The following is a 2,764-nucleotide window of genomic DNA, read 5'->3' as shown; positions in this document are numbered from 1 at the left end:
ATGTAATCCAGCGAATCGGACTCCTCCCTCATATGACGATAGAAGAGAATATCAGTCTGATACCGAAACTAAAAGGCTGGAAAAAGGAAAAATACGAAAACAGAGTTGAGGAATTGATGAATCTGGTGGGACTCGAACCGGGGATTTACCGAAAGAAGTACCCTCTCGAACTAAGCGGCGGACAACAGCAAAGGGTAGGTGTCATACGTGCATTGGCTGCTGAACCGCCTATAATTCTGATGGATGAACCTTTCAGTGCACTCGACCCCATAAGCAGGGAACAGCTGCAGAATGAACTGAAACATATTCAAAATTCAATACATAAAACGATTGTATTTGTTACGCATGATATTGACGAAGCACTGAAATTAGCCGATGAAATCGCCGTAATGAAGGATGGCAGAATCGAACAGATTGCAACGCCAGTGGAGTTGATTTCTTCGCCTGCCAATGAATTTGTTCGTTCGTTTATCGGGGAGCATCGGTTAAATGTAGGAAATAAAGAGAAATCGGTGGCCGATATCATGGATGACAATCCGGTATTCCAGCATTATGAAGAATCAGAATATGAAACGATTTCCCTGGACGCCACACTTTCAGAAGCGGCTGGTCTATTCGTTTCCAAAGAACCTCATGTGCTCGTAGTGACGAAAGACGGCAAACATATAGGAAGTGTGTCAAGAAGTGATATCCTTCATGCTGTTGCTTCAGAAAATAGAAGGGAGGCTCAGTCCTAATGATACATAGCCTTTCGCTATCATTCATCAATACGATCTCAAGCCGTTCGGATGACATCATGACCGGATTGGTTGAGCACCTTTATCTATCTTTCATATCAATCTTTATTGCGATTGTGATTTCATTACCGCTTGGAATCTATATTTCCAGAAAAAAGAATATTGCTGAGTTTTATATAGGGATAACTGCAGTATTTCAAACCATCCCCAGTCTGGCTTTATTTGGATTCCTGATTCCCCTCCTTGGAACCGGGAGTACAACGGCCATCATTGCACTTACAGTATACGCATTGCTGCCGATACTCAGGAATACATTTACCGGTATCGCCGGAGTCGATGAAGGCGTCATAGAAGCAGGAAAAGGAATGGGAATGACGAGTTCACAGTTATTATTCAAGATTGAACTGCCGCTTGCTCTGCCTTTCATCATGGCGGGTATAAGGACGGCAACGGTTTTGACAGTGGGTGTTGCCACACTTGCAACATTTGTGGGAGCAGGTGGACTCGGGGACCTCATATACCGCGGCCTTTCTACTTGGAACAATTCACTCGTGCTTGCCGGTGCGGTCCCTGCTGCACTCCTGGCATTATTTTTTGATTTTCTGTTAAGGCTTTTAGAAAATGCTGCAACGCCAAAAGGGTTAAAAACCCGAAAATAATTAATACAAAAGGAGCGTACATATGAAAAAAACACTCACCCCCTTCATTATTCTGCTGGCAGCCTCGATTCTCATTGCAGGATGTGGAAATAGCGGTGGCAAAGACACCATCACAGTATCAGGTAAAATGTGGACAGAACAATTCATCCTGACTCATATCATGGCTGAATTACTGAAGGAAAAGACAGACCTTGATGTAAAGGTTGAAGAAGGACTTGGCGAAGTTTCGATCCTGACACCTGCTCTTGAAAAAGGTGATATTGATGTGTATGTGGAATATACCGGTACAGGACTTGAAGCTGTCTTGAAAGAACAGGCAGAGGAAGGAGCTTCCGGAGACGAGATAATTGAACAGGTCAGAAAAGGATACGAAGAAAAATTTAATGTGACATGGCTGAAACCTCTTGGATTTGAAAATACTTACACCCTTGCATATACAAAGGATCAGGAATTTGATGCCAAAACATTCTCCGATTTGGTTCCTCTTTCAAATGAACTGAGCTTCGGGGCACCACACCAGTTTTATGAACGTGAAGGGGACGGATACGATGCTTTTTCAGAAGCATACGGTTTCGATTTTAAAGAGAAGGAAAGCTATGATCCCAATATCATGTATGAAGCGGTGAAAAACGGAGATGTGGATATCATTCCTGCTTTTACCACCGATGGCAGGATTGAGAGATATAATTTAAAGTCGACCGAAGATGATAAAGGTTTCTTCCCCCCATATGATGCAGCTCCAATCATACGACAGGAAGTATTGAAAGAGCACCCCGAGGTAGAAGAGACGCTGAATAAATTAGCAGGACAGATATCCGAAAAGGAAATGAGTGAACTGAACGCCAAAGTAGATATCGATAAAAAAGAACCTAAAGATGTGGCGCGTGAATTTCTTATTTCCAAAGGATTGATCAAAGAATAACCTATGATAAAGTGAATCCATTTTTCCGGATTCACTTTATCTCTCGAGGAAGCATATTCAAAAAATTTTGAAAAATAAAGGGAATTATGCTATAAAAATAGAATAGGACTTTAGAACGCAGCAATAGATTCCAAGAAGGACGGTGCATGATCATGATTGAAAATCCATCACGTGAAGAAATGGGACAAATATTGAAAGACTCCAAGCGAATTGCAGTCGTCGGATTGAGTGACAATCCCGAACGTACATCTCATTCTGTTTCTAAAGCAATGCAGGAACAAGGATACGAAATCATACCTGTCAACCCGGCTATAGATTCTGCATTGGGAATAAAAGCGGTGTCATCCTTAGAAGAAATTGAAGGATCTGTGGATATAGTCAATGTATTCAGACGTTCTGAATTCCTCCCGGATATCGCAAAAGAATTTGATAAAATTGATGCTAAA

The 2,764-nt window shown here is 41.9% G+C and carries 4 protein-coding genes; all 4 read left to right on the top strand.

From position 1 onward, the window contains the following. Window positions 1-737: ATP-binding cassette domain-containing protein (locus HP456_RS22395; RefSeq protein ID WP_172255209.1), on the top strand; the 737-nt coding region annotated here is incomplete at its 5' end. Continuing rightward, on the top strand, window positions 737-1,396 hold the full coding sequence (locus HP456_RS22390) for an ABC transporter permease (protein ID WP_172255207.1): 660 nt from the start codon (window positions 737-739) through the stop codon (window positions 1,394-1,396). The genes HP456_RS22395 and HP456_RS22390, both read left to right, overlap by 1 nt. Before the next feature lie 22 nt (window positions 1,397-1,418). After that, the gene (locus tag HP456_RS22385) at window positions 1,419-2,318 is read left to right on the top strand and encodes an ABC transporter substrate-binding protein (protein WP_172255205.1); all 900 of its coding nucleotides are present in this window, start codon (window positions 1,419-1,421) and stop codon (window positions 2,316-2,318) included. Between the two features lie 146 nt (window positions 2,319-2,464). Next, the coding region (locus HP456_RS22380) for a CoA-binding protein (protein WP_246289369.1) at window positions 2,465-2,764 on the top strand (300 nt) is incomplete at its 3' end.

This window comes from Bacillus haikouensis (assembly GCF_013179555.1).
Lineage (GTDB): Bacteria > Bacillota > Bacilli > Bacillales > Bacillaceae_B > Rossellomorea > Rossellomorea haikouensis_A.
This window is presented reverse-complemented; position numbering and strand designations above follow the sequence as displayed.